Below are 21,934 nucleotides of genomic sequence, written 5' to 3'. Positions count from 1 at the left end.
CGATCTGCCGCTTTTTTGCCCAATATTAGAAAATTGGCACTACATCATTACCTCTCATAACGGTTTTCAGAGCCCCACAAAACACTTAGTGTTATTTGTACACTTGTGTAGGTGTTAAAATTATGTTAAAATCCTAAAAACTGCATTTTTGGGCTGAAATCGCATCTGGTTTAATGAGGTGAGATACCCCACAAAGCCAGATGATGTATTAATGTAGAGGTACAAACACTTGCACATCAGCAAAAACAACCTCACATTTAACTAACAATTAAACTAAAATTTATAATAAAGCATGAAAAGAATCTTTACAAGAATTTCTGTTCTCGCTGCATTTTGTTTGCTAACAATTAACGTAGCATTAGCGCAAAACATTACCGTAAAAGGTAAGGTAATTGATGGAGGTGACAAAACTCCGTTACCGGGCGTATCTATTTTAATTAAAGGCACACAGGGTGGCACACAAACAGATGTAAACGGCAACTACTCCATTAGCGCGCCGGCCAACGCCACATTAGTATTCAACTTTGTAGGCTACACAGCACTAGAGCAGGCTGTAAATAATCAGACTGCTATTAATGTATCACTAGCATCATCAACACAGCAATTAGAGCAGGTTGTGGTTGTAGGTTATGGTACACAAAGAAAAATTGATGTTACAGGTTCAGTGGCATCGGTAAAAGGTGAGGATATTTCAAAACAGGCTTCTGTAAACCCGGTTGGTGCATTACAGGGTAAAGTTGCGGGTGTATCTATTACCAATACAGGTACACCAGGTGGTTCTCCAACAATAACAATTAGAGGTACCGGGACAATTTATGGCAAAAGTGTACCCTTATATGTGGTTGATGGTGTTTGGTATGATGATATAAACTTTTTAAACCCCGCTGATATTGCTAACATCAGCATTTTAAAAGATGCATCTGCTCAATCTATCTATGGTATCAGAGCAGCAAATGGTGTGGTTTTAGTTACTACCAATAAAGGAAAGAAAGGCGATGCTGTAATCAATTATAATGGTACAGTTGGATTTCAAAAGGTTACCAATCAGGTAGAAATGGCAAATGCTACAGAATACGCAACTGCAGTGAATGAAGCTTATGCTCTTCAAGGTGCCCAACCTTTATTTGCAAATACCAATTTAGGAGAAGGTACCAATTGGTATGATGTAGTTTTAAGGGAAGCAATGGTTACTAACCACCAGCTTTCCATTAGTGGTGGAGGTGAGAAATCTACGTATAACTTATCATTAGGATATTTAGATCAGGACGGAATTGTTAAAAACAATAATTACAAAAGATATACGGCAAGATTATCTAACGATTATCAGATTTTCCAGCCATTAAAAATTGGATATAATGTTACAGCCACTTCTAGTAAATCTAAAGATGCTCCATCTACCATTTTCAGAGCCCTATACGCTGCATCTCCGGTTGTGCCGGTATTTAATGCTGATGGAAGTTACGGAGATCCGAATGCTTTCAATTTAGGTAACGGAAGTAATATGAACCCACAGGCAACTTTGGATTTCTTCAATCAGCAAACTACCAAATATAAAGTTACAGGTAATATATACGCTGAATTAAAATTTCTAAAAGATTTCACTTTTAAAACCAGTTTTGGTGGTGATTTCGGTCAGGAAGAAGTACGGGGTTATATTCCAGTTTACAAAGCCAGTAATACACAGCAGAATACCAACAGTAAGTTAGATATTGATCGTATTGAAAACAGAAACTGGATCATAGAAAACACTTTAACTTATGATAAAAAATGGGCTGACCATAGCCTGACAGTTCTGGTTGGACAAACAGCTCAACGGAACAAAATGTACACGATTAATGCAGATGCGTTAAATGTTCCTTACACGTCAGAAGGCGACTTATATTTGGCGCTGGGTAATGCAGCAAGCAGAAATATTACAGATAGTGGCGAGTTATCTACGTTTGCATCTTATTTTGCCCGTGTAAATTATAGCTATAAAAACAAATACTTATTAAATGCTTCAATCAGAAGAGATGGAGCATCACAATTTTTCGGATCTGACAATTTGTGGGGTAATTTTCCTTCAATCGGAGCTGGTTGGGTAATCTCTAACGAAGAATTTATGAAAGATCAAAAGATCTTTAGCAATTTAAAACTTAGAGGCAGCTGGGGTAAAGTTGGAAACGCAGGTGTTCCTTTCAATCCGTCAACTCAAACAGTTGATCAATCTGCAGGATTAGTAGCAATTTTTGGAGGCCTTCCTTATACCGGAGCAAGCATACGTTCAATCGTTCCCCCTTTCTTGTTATGGGAAAGAAGTTCGGGTACAGATGTTGGTTTAGAGATGGGATTTTTAAACAACAGGTTAACTGTTGAAGCCGATTATTATAACAGAAAAACGGAACAAGCCATTTTTGATATTCCAGTATTGGGGAACTTAGGTACAGCAAGCAGTTCCTTAATTGCCAACCAGGCAGATATTCAAAATCGTGGATTTGAATTTTCAGCTACCTGGGCTGATAAAACTGAAAGTGGATTTTCTTATTCAATTAGCGGTAATGTTGGTATCAATAACAACAAAGTGCTAAATGTAACTTCAGGTTCAAACCCTATTTACAGAGGTGGTGCCGGTATTACCAGTGGATACCTTTCTACCAGAACAGTGAACAATCGTCCTATTGGTGAGTTCTTCGGGTATCAGGTAGAAGGTGTTTTCCAAACAGATGCGGAAGCTGCCGCCTGGCCGGGCTTTAAAAAAGGCGATTTCAAATATGCTGATATTAACGGAGATGGAATTATTGATTTGAGAGATAGAGTTGTTCTCGGAAATCCAAATCCTAAATTCACTTACGGATTAAATACCAACTTTGCTTATAAAAACTTTGACTTAACACTTGATATACAAGGCGTTGCCGATGTTGACGTATTTAACGCCAACTTAAGTAATCGTTTCGGTAATGAAAACTATACTAAAGATTTCATTAATAACCGCTGGAATGGTGCCGGAACATCAAACACTTATGCATCTGCAAGTTTAGCTAGTGGTCTGAATAACGCACCTAATTCATTTTACGTAGAAAAAGGTGATTATATCAGACTGAGAAATATTCAATTAGGATATTCACTTCCACAAGCAATTAGTAACAAAATGAAAATGCAACGTTTAAGAGTATTCGTAAATGCCCAAAATGCTGTTAATATTTTTGGATATAAAGGTTTCAGCCCTGAGGTTGGCGGAGCTCCTACGAATGCAGGAATTGATACAAACGTTTATCCTTTATTCGCTACTTATAACTTCGGAGTTAACGTAACTTTCTAATCGACATCAAAATGAAAAAAAATATAAATTTACCGTCTTGCATTGTTGCTACAGTTTTTAGCACAATGTTATTTACATCGTCATGTAAAAAAGACTTTTTAAACGTTCCTCCACAAGGCCAGCAGCCATCTGTTACCTTCTGGAAAACACAAGATGATGCAATAAAAGGTGTGAATGCTATATATGCTCAACTTAGAAGTTGGGATAATGTTGCATTTAACGCAATTGCAATCGAAAGTACAGGATCTGATGAGGCTGATAAAGGTAGCACACCAACTGATGCTACATTCTTCAACTTATTCGATCAGTTTACTGTAACTGCTACACAAGGTAGCTTACAGGGATTTTGGACAGGTCAGTACCAAAATATAAGTCTTTGTAATCAGGTGTTAGATAATGTGCCCAACATCAGCATGGATGCATCACTAAAAACAAGAATTCTAGCTGAGGCTAAATTTATTCGTGCATACTCTTATTTCAGATTGGTTAGGGCTTACGGAAATGTTCCGTTAAGACTTACAGTGCCTAAAGATAACTCAGAGTATAACATTCCTCAAAGCGATAAAGCCGTAGTATATGCTCAAATCGAAAAGGACCTAACAGAAGCTGCTGCAGCATTACCTCAGTCTTATCCTTCAACTGACTTAGGAAGAGCGACTAAAGGTGCTGCCTTGGGTATGAAAGCTAAAGTTGCTATGTATCAGAAAAAGTGGGCAGATGTATTGGCACTCACTAATCAGGTAATGACTTTAGGGTACGATTTATTCCCTGATTTTGAAAAAGGATTTAGAGTAGCAAATGAAAACAGTGTAGAATCACTTTTTGAGGTTCAGGCTGAATTATTACCTAGCAACGCTGCGGCATCAAATTCTCAGTATAGCCAGGTTCAGGGTGTTGCCGGAGTAATGGGATGGGGCTTTAACACTCCTTCTGCAGAATTGGAGGCTGCTTTTGAGATTGGTGATCCAAGAAAAGATGCAACAATTTTATTCAGAGGAGAAACTACACCACAAGGTGATCTTGTTCCAACCACTGTTCCTAACGAACGTTACAACCAAAAATCGTATGTTCCTTTTAATACAAGGGTTTCCGGATTTAATGAAGGCGCGCAACAAAACATCAGGGTATTAAGATTTTCTGATATCTTATTAATGAATGCTGAGGCAGCAAATGAATTAGGTAATAGTGCACAAGCCTTAACATCTGTAAATAGAGTTAGAAAAAGAGCAAGAGGCGCAAGTACTACAGTTCTTCCTGATATTACAACTACAGATCAATCAACACTAAGAATTGCGATCTGGAAAGAAAGACAAGTTGAACTTGCTATGGAAAACGATCGTTACTTCGATGTAATCAGACAAGGTAGGGCACTTGCCATATTTGGTCCTAAAGGCTGGAAAGCTAATAAAAATGAAGTTTGGCCAATTCCTCAAACTGAAATTGATTTAAGCGGTGGTTTATTAAAACAAAACCCTGGTTATTAATACATCTTTTGATAAAGGTTGTCAGTTAATGCTGGCAACCTTTCTTTCCTTACACTGATACTATGTTAAACATTGTCCAAAGCAAAATTACTTACCTGCTGATAACAATTTTGTGTCCTTTTCTGCTTTTTGCAGCTTGTACTAAAAGCAAAAACACCACTTACGTTCCTGATTTAACGATTAAAAAAAACCTTTCCGATATCGAATTATTGGATCTGGTTCAAAAACAGACCTTCCAATATTTTTGGGATGGTGCCGAACCAGCCTCTGGCGCAGGCAGGGAGCGTTTCCATGTAGATAACGTTTATCCGGAAAATGATAAAAACACAGTAGCTACAGGTGCAACAGGTTTTGGTTTAATGGCCATTTTAAGTGGGATTGACAGGAATTATGTAAGCAAAAAAGAAGGATTAGATCGTTTAAACAAAATATTGGATTTCCTGTCCAAAGCCGATCGGTTCCATGGCGCATGGTCGCACTGGATAAATGGCGAAACAGGAAAAGTACGTCCATTTGGACAAAAAGACAACGGAGGTGATTTAGTGGAAACCTCATTCGTTGCACAGGCTTTAATCTGCATCAACGAGTATTATAAAAATGGTTCTGAACCCGAAAAAGCTTTGGCAAAAAAAGCCGATGACCTTTGGAAAGGTATCGATTTCAACTGGTTCCGCAACGGACAAAATGTACTGTACTGGCATTGGTCGCCAGAATACAACTGGGAAATGAACTTCCCGGTAAAAGGCTATAACGAATGTTTAATTATGTATGTGATGGCAGCTTCCTCCCCTACTCATACCATACCAGCCGAAGTTTACCACGAAGGCTGGGCAAGAGGAGGCGCAATTAAAGCAGATTTCGATCTATATGGGCATCATATTCCATTAGATTATCAAGGCGCAAAAAATTCTGTAGGTCCATTATTCTGGGCACATTATTCATATTTAGGTCTAAATCCTAAGGGACTGAAAGACCGCTACGCCGATTATTGGCAAAACAATGTTAACCAAACCCTGGCCATACATGATTACTGTGTAGCCAACCCTAAGAAATTTAAAGGCTATGGCGGAAATAGCTGGGGTTTAACCGCCAGTTATTCGGTAAAAGGTTATGCTGCCCACAGCTTGCAGGAAGATTATGGCGTGATCTCTCCCACCGCAGCCATTTCTTCTATCCCATATACTCCAAAAGAATCGATGAAGGTAATCAGACATCTCTACGAAGATCTTGGCGATAAAGTTTGGGGCAAATATGGTTTTTATGATGCCTTTTCTGAGACGGATAACTGGTACCCTAAAAGATACCTGGGCATCGATCAGGGCCCAATGGTAGTGATGATTGAAAATTACCGTTCAGGCCTGCTTTGGAAGTTATTTATGGGAAATAAAGATGTTCAAAATGGTTTAAAGAAATTGGATTTCCAGTTTCAGCCATAATATTAAGCTGTATATAAATGTTTAGCCACTATATATTTTAAATTAAATCTACAGAACCATGAAAAGAATAATTTTAATACTAATAGCAATGATTGGGATCGCATTTGTGCATTCAAGTTTCACAACAATCCCAAAATCTAAACCGGCAACAACAAAAAGCAATAAAAAAGCAAAATTTAATACTGTAAATGTAACGGCTACAAATTCTACCAGCGATGGCGTACATGTAACACTTCAAAACACAACAAGTGGAGGTGCTTATTATTTTTTTATCCCACCAAATACACCAAACGGAGTTGTTTTAGGGCAAATTCCTGAAGGTTCTGATGTTTATACTGTTGGCTTAACCTCAACAGGCGGTGCCCACAACATGTGGATTTACTGGGAACACCAATCCAATGTTACCGGATTGAGCGCAAGCGGAATGGCACTTGGCTGCCAAAGCTGTGCCCAGATTAAAATCTTTTAATTAACACTTTATCAATGGCTAAACATTTATTCAAAATATTTTTAATAATACCTCTGTTCTGCATTACCTATAAGGTTTATGCACAGCAAAAAACCTATTGCAACCCCATCAACATTGATTATGGTTATACCCCTATAGAATCATTTACCCAATGGGGCAAACACCGGGCAACAGCCGATCCGGTTATCGTTAATTATAAGGGCGATTTTTACCTTTTCAGCACCAACCAATGGGGCTACTGGCACAGTGCTGATATGCTGAACTGGAAATTCCACGAAAAGAAATTCCTTCGTCCATGGAATAAAACCCAGGATGAACTTTGCGCGCCTGGCGTGGGTATCGTGGGCGATACCATGGTGGTTTTTGGCAGTACCTATACTAAAAACTTTACCCTATGGGGAAGCACCGATCCTAAAGGCAACAAATGGTTTCCGTTAGTCGATTCTTTGGAAATTGGCGGCTGGGATCCTGCATTTTTCACCGATGATGATGGGAAGTTTTACATGTACAATGGAAGCAGCAACAATTACCCGATGTATGGTGTAGAATTAGACCGCAAAACTTTTAAGCCTAAAGGAACGCGTATGCCCATGTACCTGCTCCAAAGCTGGCGCTATGGCTGGCAGCGTTTTGGCGAATATATGGATGATACTTTCCTCGATCCTTTTGCCGAAGGTGCATGGATGACCAAACACAATGGCAAATATTATTTCCAGTACGGAGCCCCGGGAACCGAATTTAGTGGCTATTCTGATGGTGTGGTTGTAGGTAATAAACCTTTGTTTTACGATACGCCTACAGTTCCACAATCCGATCCTTTGAGTTATAAAGGTGGTGGATTTTCGCGCGGTGCAGGTCACGGTGCTACCTATCAGGATAACAGCAAAAATTACTGGCATGTTTCAACCAGCATTATCTGTGTAAAAAATACATGGGAGCGTAGAATTGGCATCTGGCCTACCGGTTTTGATAAAGACGACGTGATGTGGACCAATACGGCCTTTGGCGATTATCCGCTTTACTTACCTGCTGAAAGAAAAGAAGGCGGGCCTGCGGGTCCGGGCTGGATGCTCATCAACTATAAAAAGCCGGTAACCGTTTCTTCAACATTGGGGAGTTTCAACGCCAATAATGCAGTTGATGAAAGCATTAAAACCTACTGGAGTGCCAAAACAGCCAATAACGGCGAATGGATCCAGACTGATTTGGGTAGCCTGGCAACGGTTAATGCCATACAAATCAATTATGCTGATCAGGATGCTGAATTTTTAGGTAAACAAACAGGCACTTACCACCAATACAAAATCCTTTCCTCAAGAGATGGTAAAAAATGGACTACTCTGATTGATAAAAGCCAGAATAAAACGGATGTTCCGCATGATTACATCGAACTCCAAAAACCAGTAAAAACAAGGTTTATCAAAATGGTAAACATCCACATGCCTACCGGAAAATTTGCCATTAGTGGTTTACGTGTTTTCGGAAATGGAAATGGCGAAAAACCCACAAAAGTGAAAAACCTGATTGTATTAAGAACAGAAAAAGACAAACGCAGCGCCTACATCAAATGGGAGCCTGTTGATAATGCGTTTGCCTATAACCTCTACTATGGCACAGCACCGGATAAACTGTATAACTGCATCATGATCCACGATTTTAACGAATACTGGTTTAAAGCAATGGACAGCCAGAAAGCATATTATTTTGCCATAGAGGCCATAAATGAAAATGGCGTATCAGTAAAAACAGAAGTAAAAAAAGTTGATTAAACAAGTGCTCACGCTCGTTTATAACGGGCGTGGAAATAACTGATCGTTTGTAACGATTAATATAAATACGATAGAATCGTAAGGCTATCTAAGCACTCGTTGGAAACGAGCGCCAGCAGTTCGTGAGGAAGGTCGATTAAACAAGTGCTCACGCTCATTTATAACGGGCGTGGAAATAACTGATCGTTTGTAACGATCAATATAAATACGATAGAATCGTAAGCTATCCTAAGCACTCGTTGGAAACGAGCGCCAGTGGTTCGTGAGGAAGGCCAATTAAACAAGCGCTCACGCTCGTTTCTAACGAGCGTGAAAATAACCGATCGTTTGTAACGATCAACATTAAATACGATAAAACCGTAAGGCAATTTTAGTTTGCCAGCAAAATTGAAGAAAAAAATAAAACACACATATAATGAAGAGAGCGAATATCCTGGTTGTTTTTTTAACCCTGCTTGTACTGAACGGATCAGCACAAACCAAAAAACCTGTTTCGGCGGAAGAAGCGAAGATGAATACCTTCATCAGTAACCTGATGGCGAAGATGACCGTTGAGGAAAAGATTGGTCAGCTGAACTTGCCAAGTTCTGGAGATATCACAACCGGACAGGCCAACAGCAGCGACATTTCTAAAAAAATCAAAGAAGGACAAGTTGGTGGTTTATTTAACATCAAGGGGGTAGATAAGATCAAAGCCGTGCAAAAAATCGCGGTAGAAAACAGCCGTATGAAAATTCCTTTGCTTTTTGGCATGGACGTAATCCATGGTTACAACACGGTATTTCCGATTCCATTAGGCGTAAGTTGTATCTGGGATATGGCAAGTGTGCAAAAATCAGCACGTGTGGCAGCAATAGAAGCCAGCGCAAGCGGCATCAACTGGACTTTCTCTCCTATGGTTGACATTTCAAGAGATCCGCGCTGGGGACGTATTTCAGAAGGAAGTGGTGAAGACCCTTATTTAGGTTCGCAGATTGCAGCTGCCATGGTAAAAGGTTATCAAGGAAAATTACAGGCTAATAACGAGATTTTAGCCTGTGTAAAACATTATGCCCTTTATGGTGCTGCCGAGGCTGGTAGAGATTACAATACCACCGACATGAGCAAAGTACGCATGTACAACGAATATTTCCCACCATACAAAGCCGCAGTTGATGCAGGTGCTGCAAGTGTAATGGCTTCTTTTAACGAAGTTGATGGCATCCCTGCAACCGGAAGTAAATGGTTAATGACCGATGTTTTACGCAACCAGTGGGGCTTTAAAGGTTTCGTAGTAACCGATTATACCGGTATCCCTGAAATGATTGCACATGGCATGGGCGACTTACAAACCGTTTCGGCATTGGCTTTAAATGCAGGTATTGATATGGATATGGTTGGTGAAGGATTTTTGGGTACCCTAAAAAAATCATTAGCAGAGAAAAAAGTAGGTATTGCGCAGATCGACAGGGCCTGCAGGTTGGTGCTTCAGGCAAAATATAAATTAGGCCTGTTTACCGATCCTTATAAATTTTGTAATCCCGAAAGAGCAGAAAAAGAGGTTTTTAGTCCCGCTAACCGCCAGGTTGCCCGCGAAGTTGCCGGCGAAAGCTTTGTGCTGTTAAAAAACAACAACAATTTACTTCCACTTAAAAAATCAGGCACGATTGGTTTAATTGGTCCACTGGCCGATAATACGGCTAACATGTATGGTACATGGAGTGTTGCTGCCCTTTTCGATCAATCGGTAACGGTGTTGCAGGGTTTAAAAAATGCTGTGGGTAATAATGCGAAAATATTAACTGCACGTGGAGCCAACTTTCTGGCCGATTCTACCATGGAACACCGTTATGTAAACATCCACAACCCTACCTATAAACGCGATCCGCGTTCGGAAGCCGAAATGATCAAAGAAGCTTTAGAAGTTGCAAAAAAATCGGATGTAATTGTGGCCACCATTGGTGAAGGTTCTGAATTTACCGGCGAAAGCAGCAGTGTAACCGATATCCAGATTCCTGAAACTCAGAAAAACCTGTTAAAAGCACTGGCTAAAACAGGTAAACCAGTTGTTTTGGTATTATTTACCGGCCGTCCGCTGGCATTAAACTGGGAGCAGGAAAATATCCCGGCGATTTTAAATGTTTGGTTCCCTGGAAGTGAAGCAGGAAGTGCCATTGCCGATGTACTTTTCGGAGATGTTAATCCATCTGGTAAACTGAGTACAACTTTTCCTCAAAATGTTGGTCAGGTGCCTTTGTATTATGCGCATAAAAATACCGGTCGACCGTTGGCAGAAGGTAAATGGTTCGAAAAATTCCGTTCTAATTATTTAGATGTAAGCAACGATCCTTTATATCCTTTCGGTTATGGCTTGAGCTATACCACATTTACTTATAGCGACATTAAATTAACTTCTAATACCTTAACCAAAGGAAAAACGATTACTGCATCAGTTACATTAAGCAATACGGGCAAATATGAGGGTAAAGAAGTGGTTCAATTGTATATCCAGGATCTTGTGGGCAGCATTACCCGTCCCGTTAAAGAATTAAAAGGCTTCCAAAAGGTAAGTTTAAAAGCTGGTGAAAGCAGAACAATTACTTTTAATATTTCGGAAAACGATCTTAAATTTTACAATTCAGACCTGAAATTTGTGGCAGAACCTGGCGATTTTAAAGTATTTATCGGTACTAATTCACGTGATGTAAAAGAAGCTGCTTTTACCCTGAAATAAAGACATTTTGGTTAGGTTACGAACCCTGCGCTGTGTAAAGTAGCCAGGGTTTTCTATTTTTGTTAAAAAAGAAAACAGAACGTGATTTTATATAATAGAGTAACCTTACTTCTATTGTAAATTTTTCCTTTGCTGTATTTTAATCATCTTTAGGTTATAGCGGTCGTCACCCTGAATTTATTTCAGGGTCTTTCATGCTAAAAAGATGGTAAAATAATCCTGGCTATCGGATCAGCATAGATGTTCGAACCAAACTATATTGTCCATAAAACATTATTTTAAACAAACGACTTTTGATAACAGGTTATTAAAAAATCAATATCATGCATGCTTATCGAAATGGCAAACTAAATTTAAACTGAAATGAAACTAAAGACTATTCCAACAATATCTGCAATTTCAGTTTATTTCCTTTTTACTTTACTCACATTTGAAAACAATGCTGCTTCAGATGGCTTTACTAAATTAGGCTTTCCATTTAGCTTCTATGTTTACTCCGGGGGTAAACTAACTGACTCTAATTTAGCATCTGATTTTGGTTTTTCTATCAGATATTTTCTTATCAATCTGTTCATACTAATCACATTTATTTTTGTAGTAAATTTTATAGTCAACAAACCAAGAAAACAGGCTGAAACTAGCAAATAGCACATTATTAAACCAAGCCGCAACATATATTATTGCAAAGTAACCAGGGTTTCCTATTTTTGTTGCATGAAACCATTATGATTTACCAATACATACCTTGAAATAACAAATCATGATGACCTCATCACCATTAAAAAAATAATATAAAACGGATGAAAAAGATTTTTTTAACCATCTGCATTCTTTTTTCAGTACTCTTTTTAAACGCTCAGGATTTTAAAAAATATGATAAGGGAAGTTATATCAAAGGAAAGGATTCTATTTACTACAGAATACTCTTCCCGGAAAACTTTAATCCCGACCAAAAATACCCGATCGTGTTCTTTTTGCACGGAAGTGGAGAGAGAGGAAATGATAATGCCAGTCAGCTGGTGCATGGCGGAAAACTGTTCTTAAAACCTGATGTACGCAAAAATTTCCCTGCCATTGTAGTATTTCCTCAGTGTCCGCAGAACGATTTTTGGGCCAATGCCAATTTTGAAAAAGATGCCAGCGGTAAAAGAAAAATCAGTTTTGTAGAGGGTGGCAAACCGACTAAAGTGATGCATGCTTTACAGGGAATGGTTAAAAACTTCCTTAAAAAGCCTTATGTAAACAAAGATCAGGTTTATGTTGGTGGTTTATCAATGGGGGCTATGGGTACTTATGAGCTGCTAAGAAGAGAGCGCCGTAAATTTGCAGCTGCCATTGCCATTTGTGGCGGTGACAATACCAATAACATTAAAAAATATCAGAAAGTACCGTTATGGATTTTCCATGGTGCAAAAGACGACATTGTTGATCCGGCATTCTCTATTGCCATTGCCGAGCGCTTAAAAACCGTAGGTGATGAAGTGAAATTTACCCTTTACCCAAATGCAAATCACAACAGCTGGGATAGCACATTCGCAGAACCGGAGTTGTTAAGCTGGTTGTTTTCGCATAAGAAATAATAAAATATCGTCATTTCGAGCGGAGTGCAGCGAAGTCGAGAAATCTATCTCGGGATAGATCTCTCCATTCCACTGCGTTTCAGTCGAGATGACGACACTATTACAAAAAAAAGGTCCCGATGCAAAACCGGGACCTTTTTCTATAAATATTAATTGCTATTACTCAGCCATATTATGGTAAACCGCCTGCACATCATCATCTTCCTCTAACTTATCAATCAGTTTAAGTACATCAGCTGCCTGCTCTTCGGTAACCTCGTGGTGAGAAAGGGCAATACGCTCCAGTTTTGAACTTTTTAATTCAATACCTTTTTCTTCCAGTGCTTTTTGCAAAGAACCAAAGTTTTCGAAGGCACCTTGCGCTACGGCAATATCGTTTCCTTCTTCATCAGCCTCTACATAAAGTTCCTCTAAACCCGCATCAATCAGTTCGAACTCCAGCTCTTCCAGATCCAAACCTTCAGCCGGTACAAAACGGAAAATAGATTTACGGTTAAAAACAAAGTCCAATGATCCGGTTTTACCCAAAGAGCCATCAGTTTTGTTAAAATAGCTGCGAACGTTGGCCACTGTACGGTTGGTATTATCAGTAGCTGTTTCAATTAAAACTGCAACACCGTGAGGCGCATAACCTTCATATACAATTTCCTCATAATTGGCCATCGATTTATCAGAAGCACGTTTAATAGCCGCTTCTACCCTATCTTTAGGCATGTTTACTGCTTTTGCATTCTGCATTGCCGTACGTAAACGCGAGTTGGTTTCCGGATGAGGCCCCGATTCCTTCACTGCCATTACGATATCTTTACCAATACGCGTAAACTGAACCGCCATTTTGGCCCAGCGCTTAAATTTTCTCTCTTTTCTAAATTCGAATGCTCTTCCCATTGTTTTAGTTCTGATTGGTTAACTGTTTAATTGCCCAAATCGGTTAACTGCACCATGCAACGATTTAAACAATTAACCGATTTAAACAGTTAACCAAAATATTATTTCTTTAAATTATTTAACATGTCAATTGTCAGTTTCGATAAATCGAATTCTGGTTTCCATCCCCAGTCCTTTGCAGCATAATTATCGTCGATAGAACGTGGCCAGCTGTTTGCAATCTGCTGGCGGGGGTCATTAGCCGCGTAAGTTAAGGTAAATTCCGGAATATGTTTTCTGATTTCAGCTGCCAAAACCTCCGGTGTAAAACTTACCCCGGCGAAATTATAACTGCTGCGTACCGAAATCTGATTTGCCGGCGCATCCATCAGTTCAATGGTTCCGCGGATCGCATCATCCATATACATCATCGGTAATTCCGTTTCAGCACTTAAAAAACTCTGGTAACTTCCTTTTTTCAGCGCATCGTGGAAAATGTGGATCGCATAATCTGTTGTACCGCCACCTGGAGCTGCTTTCCAGCTGATTAATCCCGGATAACGGATACTGCGTACATCCAACCCGTATTTTTGGTTATAATATTCGCACCAACGCTCTCCGGCCAGTTTACTGATTCCGTAAACGGTATTCGGATCCATTACACAATATTGCGAGGTATTATCTTTAGGCGAATTTGGACCAAATACAGCGATAGAGCTTGGCCAATATACTTTCGCCGTTTTATATTCTAAAGCCAAATCTAAAACATTCAGCAAACCATTCATATTTAAATCCCATGCCAGTTTAGGGTTTTGCTCACCTGTTGCCGATAGTAAAGCTGCTAAAAGGTACACCTGTGTTGGTCTGTATTTATGGAAAATACCATTGATCATTTCTTTATCCAGCACATTAACAAATTCAAACGGTGCAGAGTTTTTGATGTCGTAATCAGGCCTGCGTATATCGCATGCAACTACATGATCATCACCATATATTTTACGTAACATGGTTACCAACTCGGTACCAATTTGCCCGTTAGAGCCTAAGACAACAATTTTTTCTTGCATAATTTTTTTGAGATTGAGCAAAGGTAAAAAAATGAGATAAAATGAAGAATGGTTAACCGGTTAAATGTTTAAATTGGTTAATTGTTAATCGCTAATTGTCAATTAATTGTTGAATGGCTGAAATGTTAAAAGGTTAATTGTATAAATTGGTTAATTGTGAATAGCGCGATTGTTAGATTGCTGAATTGTTAAAAAGGTTAATTGTATAAATTGTTTAAACTGTTGAATGGTGCGATTGTTAGATTGCTGAATTGTTAAAAAGGTTAATTGTATAAATTATTTGAATTGGTTAATTGTGAATGGTGTGATTGTTGAATTGTAAACCGGTCGCCAGATTTTGAAAATTTTAATTGGATCATTGGTAGTTGACCTTAAATTGCCAAATGCTGAATTTAGAATTACATCAAAAAAGACCTTGCTTTAGGAAGAATTTCTCTGTTAAAAAGCCCGCTTTACGGATTTATTAGTAAATAAGCTGCTCACCTATACTAAATGTACTTTTTACACCAAGTAAATTGCCGATAAAATCTTGCTTTAAATGACAATAAAGTAAGAAAAAACTATTTATTTAGAACAATTCTATTCGGTAACAATCGCATTGCAGTAAAATAATTTAACGGCAAAAATTTATTGTTTACGCTATATTTTTTCTAATATTACTAATTCAACACATATATAACCAATATATAAAACCATAAAGACGATGCACAGAAGAGAAGCACTTAAAAACGTTGCATTCTTGCTGGGAGGAGCAATTTCCGCAAGTACAATGGGCGTTTTATTTGAAAGTTTTACGCTCCCTGAAAACGAAAAAAACTTTGTGAATTATTCGCTGGAAGATGAAAAGATTTTTGCCGAATTTGCTGATATTATTGTCCCGACTACCAAAACATCTGCCGGTGCCAAAGCCGCAGGTTTAGGTAAGTTTATTCCGATGATGATGAAAGATTGTTACCCTGCTGAGATGCAAACCTCATTTGCGAAGGGATTTAAAGATCTTCAGGCAAAATCAATGAAAGATTTCGGTAAAAGCTACATCACGTTAACACCAGCCGACCGCAAAAAATTGATGATCGATTTAAGAACAATCGCACTTGCACAAAAAGAAAGTAAATCAGAAGAAAACAAAGACCTGACTTACTTTTTCATCACTGCAAGGGATTTAACGCTGCTCGGTTATTATTCTTCAGAGATTGGTTGCACTAAAGCACGCGAATATGTGCTTATCCCGGGCCGATACGATGGTAACGCACCTTTAAAGCCAGGCCAAAGATCTTGGGCAACCTAATTTCTAACCTCAACAACAAAACATCATGAATTTAAATACAGATTTAAAAGCAGAAAATACTTACGATGCTATTGTAGTAGGATCGGGGATAAGTGGCGGCTGGGCTGCAAAAGAACTTACAGAGAAAGGCTTACGTGTACTGATGCTCGAAAGAGGAATGAACATTGAGCACATTACCGGTTACGAAACCGCCATGAAAAACCCATGGGATTTTAAACATGCAGGCAGGTTAACCGAAGAGCAAAAACGTACCCACCCTGTACAAAAAAGAGATTATCCTTATCAGGAAGCAAACGAAAAATGGTGGGTAAACGATTTAGAATGCCCATACACCGAAGATAAACGTTTCGATTGGTACCGTGGTTTCCACGTTGGAGGAAAATCATTAATGTGGGGCCGCCAGAGTTACCGCTTAAGCGATCATAACTTTGAGGATAATAAAAAAGATGGTCATGGTGTAGATTGGCCGCTTCGTTATGCCGAACTTTCGCCATGGTACGATTATGCAGAACGTTTTGCCGGAATCAGCGGTTCAAAAGAAAACTGGCCTACCTGCCCTGACGGGGAGTTTTTACCCCCAATGGATTTAAACATTGTAGAAAAATCGGTAAAAGCACGTGTAGAAGAACACTATAAAAGAGAGCGGATCATTATGATTGGCCGTACCGCCAATTTAACGGTACCCCATAAAGGTCGTGGTAATTGCCAGTACAGAAATTTATGTAGCCGTGGTTGTCCGTTTGGCGCTTATTTCAGTACACAATCTTCTACCCTGCCTGCGGCTATGGCTACAAAGCGATTAACCTTACGCCCGTATTCTATCGTAAACCATATTATTTATGATAAGGATACGAAGAAAGCTAAAGGTGTAATGGTAATTGATGCACAAACCAACAAAACAATGGAGTTTTATGCTAAAATTGTTTTTGTAAATGGTTCTACATTAGGTTCTACATTCCTTCTATTAAATTCAACATCAGAAGCCCATCCAAATGGCTTAGGTAATGCAAGTGGTCAGTTAGGTCACAATTTAATGGATCACCATTTCCGTTGCGGCGCATCCGGCGAAGCAGAAGGTTTCGACGATAAATACACCTATGGCCGCCGTGCAAACGGAATTTACGTACCGAGGTACCAGAACATCGGAAACGATAAACGCGATTATTTACGTGGTTTCGGATACCAGGGCGGTGCAAGCAGGGCCAACTGGCAAAGCGATGTGGCTGAATTATCGTTCGGTGCAGATTTGAAAGAGAAAATGACCAAACCAGGCAAATGGACCATGGGATTGGGCGGTTTCGGAGAAATGCTTCCTTACTACGAAAACAAGGTTTACATCGACCATAGCAAAAAAGATAAATGGGGACAGCCAGTATTGGCCATTGATTGCGAATACAAAGAGAACGAGAAAAAAATGCGTGTGGATATGATGAATGATGCTGCCGAAATGTTAGAAAAAGCGGGCATGAAAAACATCAAAACTTATGATAATGGCTGTTATCCGGGTATGGCGATCCACGAAATGGGTACTGCAAGAATGGGTAACGATCCAAAAACTTCTGTATTGAACAAATGGAACCAGATGCACGAAGTGAACAACGTTTTTGTAACCGACGGATCTTGTATGCCATCAATCGCCTGTCAAAACCCATCGTTAACATTTATGGCGCTAACTGCACGCGCCTGCGATTATGCTGTTAAAGAATTAAAGAAAAAGAATATCTAGAAAGGTTTAAGGTAAAAGGTTTAAGGTGTAGGGTTTAATTACCCTATGCCCTAAGCCTTTAGCCCTATGCCCCATACCTCAACAATGAAAAGAAAATTAAGAATGGGCATGATAGGCGGTGGAAAAGACGCTTTTATCGGTGCCGTACACCGTTTGGCTGCCAATATGGATGGCCTGATCGAATTATCTGCCGGAGCTTTAAGTGTAAACCCTGAAATCGGGTACGAATCTGGAAAATTGCTTTTCCTTCCTGATAACAGGATCTACACCAATTACGAAGAAATGCTGACTAAGGAAAGTGAATTGCCAGCAGATGAAAGAATAGATTTCGTAACCATAGTAACCCCAAATTTTGCCCACTTTGCCCCTGCTATGATGGCTTTGGACAAAGGTTTTAACGTGGTAATCGAAAAACCAATGACTTTAACTTTGGAAGAAGCAAAACAGCTGAAAGCAAAAGTTGAAGAAACAGGCTTAACATTATGTTTAACCCACACCTATTCGGGTTACCCGATGGTTAAACAGGCCAAACAAATAGTTAGTGAAGGTGTTTTAGGTACCATCCGTAAAATTGTAGTTGAATATCCTCAAGGCTGGTTAAGTACCCTATCAGAACGCGAAGGTAATGCACAGGCCGCCTGGCGCACCGATCCGTCTAAAACCGGAAAAAGCGGTAGCATGGGCGATATTGGCACACATGCCGCACACCTTGCCGAATACATTTCAGGATTAAAAATCACAAAAATATGTGCCGATTTAAATATTGTGGTACCGGGCAGAGCCATTGATGATGATGGTAACGTACTGTTAAAATTCGATAATGGAAGCAATGGTGTTCTTGTGGCATCGCAGATTGCTGCGGGAGAAGAAAATGCTCTAAAAATCAGGGTTTACGGCGAAAAAGGTGGCCTGGAATGGCACCAGATGGAACCAAACACCATGATTGTAAGATGGTTGAACGCTCCTGCACAGATCTACAGAACTGGTAACGGTTATATGGGCAGTTTCGCACAGCACAATACCCGTACACCTGGCGGTCACCCTGAGGGCTATTTAGAGGCATTTGCCAATATTTACAAAAACTTCGCGTTAACCGTAAATGCAAAGCTAAATAATGAGCAGCCTACTGCAGAAATGCTGGATTTTCCAGGTGCAGAAGATGGCGTAAGAGGAATGGCATTTATCGAAAATGTAGTGGCTTCCAGTCAATCAGATCAAAAATGGCACGATTATAAACTATAACCTTCCGGTATGACAACGATAAAAGGACCAGCAGTATTTTTAGCACAATTTATAAGCGACGAAGCACCATTTAATTCTTTAGAAAACATTTGCGAATGGGCAGCGGGGTTAGGTTTTAAAGGCATCCAGATGCCAACGCTCGATACAAGATTTATTGATCTTCAAAAAGCGGCTGAAAGCAAAACTTATGCTGACGAACTGAAAGGAAAAATTGCTTCCTATGGTTTAGAAATCACTGAGCTTTCTACCCACTTACAAGGTCAGCTGGTGGCCGTACACCCGGCATACGATGACCTTTTTGACGCATTTGCACCAAAAGAAGTGCATAAAAACCCGAAAGCAAGAACAGAATGGGCTGTACAACAAATGAAATATGCTGCAAAAGCTTCTCAAAATTTGGGCTTAAATGCACATGCAACATTTAGCGGCTCATTGCTATGGCAATATTTCCACCCGTGGCCACAACGCCCTGCCGGATTGGTTGAAGAAGGTTTTGCTGAACTGGCTAAACGCTGGACGCCGATCTTAAACGAGTTCGACCAGTGTGGTGTTGATGTTTGCTATGAAATACACCCCGGAGAGGATTTATTTGATGGCGAAACCTACGAAATGTTCCTTGCCGCAGTAAATAATCACCCGCGGGCATGCTTATTGTATGATCCGTCACACTTTGTGCTGCAACAATTGGATTACATTCAGTACATCGATTTTTACCACGAACGCATCAAAGCTTTCCATGTAAAAGACGCAGAATTTAATCCTACAGGCAAACAAGGCACTTTTGGTGGTTACCAAAGCTGGGCTAACCGCGCCGGCCGTTACCGCTCACCCGGAGATGGACAGGTTGATTTTAAAACCATTTTTAGTAAATTGGCACAATATGATTTTAAAGGCTGGGCTGTTATGGAATGGGAATGCTGTATTAAAAACCAGGAAGATGGTGCCCGCGAAGGTGCAGAATTTATCAAAAAGCATATTATCAACGTAACAGATAAGGCATTTGATGATTTTGCAGCATCAGGCAGTGATAGCGCTTTCAATAAAAGAATATTAGGATTACAAGATTAACAAAACACAAAACAACACACAAGACATGAAAAAAACATTTTTAATTTTAGGCGCTGTAGTCATTTTTATGGCTTCATTTTCAAAAGCAGATTTAGCAAGAGAGAAAACCGTAGTTGCCACAGCAACAATGACGAATCACGCTGCTTTTCAATCAAATCCGGGCGAAAAACTGATCAATAAAAATGACTGTTTGGGCTGCCACAACAAAACCAACAAAATTATCGGTCCTGCTTATGTAGATATTGCAAAAAAATATCCGGCTACTGAGAAAAACATTAATATGTTGGCCGATAAAATTATTAAAGGAGGTACCGGAGTTTGGGGCAATATGCCAATGACTGCCCACGCGACCCTTAAAAAAGACGATGCAAAATTAATGGTAAAGTACATTTTATCCCTTAAAAAATAATTTTAACCAAATTAGCAAATCGATTTACTACTATGAAAACAGAGCAAGAAAATAAAAACACGAGTAACCGTCGTGATTTTATTAAAACTTCGGCAATCGCTGCCGCAGCATTTATGATCGTGCCCCGCCATGTATTGGGCGGACAAGGGTTTTTGGCACCTAGCGATCGCTTACTGGTTGCCGGCATTGGTGTTGGCGGCAAAGGCCAGAGCGATTTAGATATGTTCAACAAGAGCGGAAAAGCAGATATTGCTTTTTTATGCGATGTTGACGATCGCCGTGCTGCCAATAGTGTAAAAGCTTTTCCTAAGGCTAAATACTATAAAGACTGGCGCGAAATGCTCGATAAAGAACATAAAAACTTCGATGCTGTCTCTGTTTCAACCCCCGATCATAACCATGCCATCCAGGCTTTGGCTGCCATGCAGTTGGGCAAACACGTTTACGTACAAAAACCTTTAACACACGATATTTATGAGGCGCGTATCTTAACTGCTGCCGCCAAAAAATATAAAGTAGTTACCCAAATGGGAAATCAGGGTGCATCAAACGATGGTCCGCGCCAGATGAAAGAATGGTACGAAGCAGGCCTAATTGGTGATGTTCATACCGTTTACGCCTGGACCAACCGTCCGGTTTGGCCGCAGGGTATTCCATGGCCTACCCAAAAAGCCCAGATTCCTAAAGAATTAGACTGGAATTTATGGCTTGGAACTGCTCCTGAAAAAGATTTTGTTGATAAACTGGTTCCTTTTAACTGGCGTGGCTGGTGGGATTACGGAACCGGTGCATTGGGCGATATGGGTTGTCACTTAATTGAAGCGCCTTTCAGCGTGTTAAATTTAAAGTACGCCAAAGAAGTAGAAGCCAGTGTGGGTTCTGTTTATGTTGACGAATTTAAACGTGGTTACTTCCCTGAAAGCTGCCCTCCGTCAAGCCATGTTACCTTAAAATTCCCTAAAACGAATAAAACCAAAGGTGATGTTACTTTACACTGGATGGACGGTGGTATTCAGCCAGAACGTCCGGAAGAATTAGAAGCAAACGAAACTTTTGGCGATGGCGGTAATGGTACCCTGTTTATTGGTACAAAAGGCAAAATGATGTCTGAAACTTATAGTGCAAACCCTAAATTATTGCCTTTAAGCAAAAATAAAGACATTAAAGTTGCCCCAAAATATGCCCGCGTGCCAGATGGTGCAAACGGACACTATAAGCAATGGGTAGAAGCAGCAATAGCAGGTTATGGCAAACAGGAAGTAAGTTCTCCTTTCGAAATTGCAGGTCCTTTAACCGAAGCCTTATTGATGGCTAATTTAGCGATCAGAAGTTTCGATATCCAGAAAACCGTAAATGGCAAAGTTACTTATCCGGGCAGGTACACTAAAATGCTTTGGGATAATGACAACATGAAAGTAACCAATTTCGATGAAGCAAACCAGTTTGTAAAACGCGAATACCGCAAAGGCTGGAACAATTTAACTCTTTAATAAAACACATTCACAAACCTCGCAGGTT

General features: G+C 39.8%; 15 protein-coding genes. 13 read left to right on the top strand and 2 right to left on the bottom strand.

Features of this window, described 5'->3' with window-relative positions; genetic code table 11:
* Positions 1-292: 292 nt before the first annotated feature.
* The 7 genes from ACTJKC_RS14145 to ACTJKC_RS14115 all read left to right on the top strand — a co-directional run bounded on the left by ACTJKC_RS14145 (position 293) and on the right by ACTJKC_RS14115 (position 12,749).
* The gene (locus ACTJKC_RS14145; protein ID WP_440792806.1) at positions 293-3,298 is read left to right on the top strand and encodes a SusC/RagA family TonB-linked outer membrane protein; all 3,006 of its coding nucleotides are present in this window, start codon (positions 293-295) and stop codon (positions 3,296-3,298) included.
* Between the two features lie 11 nt (positions 3,299-3,309).
* Positions 3,310-4,782 (top strand): RagB/SusD family nutrient uptake outer membrane protein, encoded by a 1,473-nt coding sequence (locus ACTJKC_RS14140; protein WP_440792804.1) that lies wholly within the window; start codon positions 3,310-3,312, stop codon positions 4,780-4,782.
* Positions 4,783-4,844: 62 nt separating this feature from the next.
* On the top strand, positions 4,845-6,218 hold the full coding sequence (locus ACTJKC_RS14135) for a glucoamylase family protein (protein ID WP_440792802.1): 1,374 nt from the start codon (positions 4,845-4,847) through the stop codon (positions 6,216-6,218).
* A gap of 58 nt (positions 6,219-6,276) precedes the next feature.
* Entirely contained in the window at positions 6,277-6,687 is a 411-nt protein-coding gene (locus tag ACTJKC_RS14130; RefSeq protein WP_440792800.1) for a hypothetical protein, read from the top strand.
* Positions 6,688-6,701: 14 nt separating this feature from the next.
* Complete coding sequence (locus tag ACTJKC_RS14125; protein ID WP_440792798.1) at positions 6,702-8,456, top strand: discoidin domain-containing protein; 1,755 nt, start codon at positions 6,702-6,704, stop codon at positions 8,454-8,456.
* 415 nt (positions 8,457-8,871) lie between these two features.
* Positions 8,872-11,169: a beta-glucosidase BglX gene (gene bglX, locus ACTJKC_RS14120; protein ID WP_440792796.1), complete on the top strand. Its 2,298-nt coding sequence runs from the start codon at positions 8,872-8,874 to the stop codon at positions 11,167-11,169.
* 800 nt (positions 11,170-11,969) lie between these two features.
* Entirely contained in the window at positions 11,970-12,749 is a 780-nt protein-coding gene (locus tag ACTJKC_RS14115; RefSeq protein WP_440792794.1) for a prolyl oligopeptidase family serine peptidase, read from the top strand.
* 159 nt (positions 12,750-12,908) lie between these two features.
* Here the strand turns inward: ACTJKC_RS14115 and ACTJKC_RS14110 are convergent, their stop codons facing one another.
* The gene (locus ACTJKC_RS14110; protein WP_025145740.1) at positions 12,909-13,637 is read right to left on the bottom strand and encodes a YebC/PmpR family DNA-binding transcriptional regulator; all 729 of its coding nucleotides are present in this window, start codon (positions 13,635-13,637) and stop codon (positions 12,909-12,911) included.
* A gap of 101 nt (positions 13,638-13,738) precedes the next feature.
* Positions 13,739-14,683: an NAD-dependent epimerase/dehydratase family protein gene (locus ACTJKC_RS14105; protein ID WP_440792792.1), complete on the bottom strand. Its 945-nt coding sequence runs from the start codon at positions 14,681-14,683 to the stop codon at positions 13,739-13,741.
* 703 nt (positions 14,684-15,386) lie between these two features.
* On the opposite strand from ACTJKC_RS14105, the gene ACTJKC_RS14100 reads away from it, so the two are divergent.
* The 6 genes from ACTJKC_RS14100 (at position 15,387) to ACTJKC_RS14075 (ending at position 21,906) form a co-directional block, all read left to right on the top strand.
* Positions 15,387-15,971 (top strand): gluconate 2-dehydrogenase subunit 3 family protein, encoded by a 585-nt coding sequence (locus tag ACTJKC_RS14100; RefSeq protein WP_344853000.1) that lies wholly within the window; start codon positions 15,387-15,389, stop codon positions 15,969-15,971.
* Between the two features lie 25 nt (positions 15,972-15,996).
* Positions 15,997-17,697 carry a GMC family oxidoreductase gene (locus ACTJKC_RS14095; RefSeq protein WP_344852999.1) on the top strand — a complete coding sequence of 567 codons (1,701 nt, stop codon included), beginning with the start codon at positions 15,997-15,999 and terminating at the stop codon, positions 17,695-17,697.
* An 84-nt stretch (positions 17,698-17,781) separates the two neighbouring features.
* Positions 17,782-18,939, top strand: a complete 1,158-nt coding sequence (locus ACTJKC_RS14090; RefSeq protein ID WP_440792789.1) for a Gfo/Idh/MocA family protein — start codon at positions 17,782-17,784, stop codon at positions 18,937-18,939.
* A 9-nt stretch (positions 18,940-18,948) separates the two neighbouring features.
* Positions 18,949-20,007 (top strand): sugar phosphate isomerase/epimerase family protein, encoded by a 1,059-nt coding sequence (locus ACTJKC_RS14085; protein ID WP_440792787.1) that lies wholly within the window; start codon positions 18,949-18,951, stop codon positions 20,005-20,007.
* Positions 20,008-20,032: 25 nt separating this feature from the next.
* Positions 20,033-20,416 carry a c-type cytochrome gene (locus ACTJKC_RS14080; protein ID WP_440792785.1) on the top strand — a complete coding sequence of 128 codons (384 nt, stop codon included), beginning with the start codon at positions 20,033-20,035 and terminating at the stop codon, positions 20,414-20,416.
* Positions 20,417-20,448: 32 nt separating this feature from the next.
* Complete coding sequence (locus ACTJKC_RS14075; RefSeq protein ID WP_344852995.1) at positions 20,449-21,906, top strand: Gfo/Idh/MocA family protein; 1,458 nt, start codon at positions 20,449-20,451, stop codon at positions 21,904-21,906.
* Positions 21,907-21,934 lie beyond the last annotated feature (28 nt).

The organism is Pedobacter sp. 22226 (assembly GCF_052045455.1).
Lineage (GTDB): Bacteria > Bacteroidota > Bacteroidia > Sphingobacteriales > Sphingobacteriaceae > Pedobacter > Pedobacter jeongneungensis.
Note: the sequence above shows the minus strand (reverse complement) of the source record. Positions and strands in the feature narration are given on the sequence as shown.